This window comes from Streptococcus mitis, assembly GCF_946188585.1.
Lineage (GTDB): Bacteria > Bacillota > Bacilli > Lactobacillales > Streptococcaceae > Streptococcus > Streptococcus mitis_DG.
In genome coordinates, this window is sequence record NZ_CAMHVI010000037.1 from 1 (window position 1) to 259 (window position 259).

Annotated in this window: 1 protein-coding gene; it reads right to left on the reverse strand. The window is 60.6% G+C overall.

Features of this window, described 5'->3' with window-relative positions; genetic code table 11:
• Nucleotides 1–259: glycosyl hydrolase family 18 protein (locus N8M66_RS09340; RefSeq protein WP_261047239.1), on the reverse strand; the 259-nt coding region annotated here is incomplete at both ends.

Genomic DNA, 259 nt, shown 5'->3' on the forward strand with positions numbered 1-259 from the left:
TCTACCGTCAGGCTGAACGGGCTGGGGAAGGCGCGAGTCAGCTCTTCCCAACTCCAGCCGAGATTGGCTTCACGCAGCGCGTTATAGAAGGTTGGCCCGGCGCTGTCGCCGAACAAGCCTGCCTGGTGGTTGGTGATTTTTTCCCATGGGCCGGCCAGATCGTAGGTCATCAGGTTGATGTAATCGAGGGAGGCGACGATCTGCGGCAGCTTGCTGTAGTAGCGAGACAGGAAGAACGCGCCACCTGCACCGGCGATGG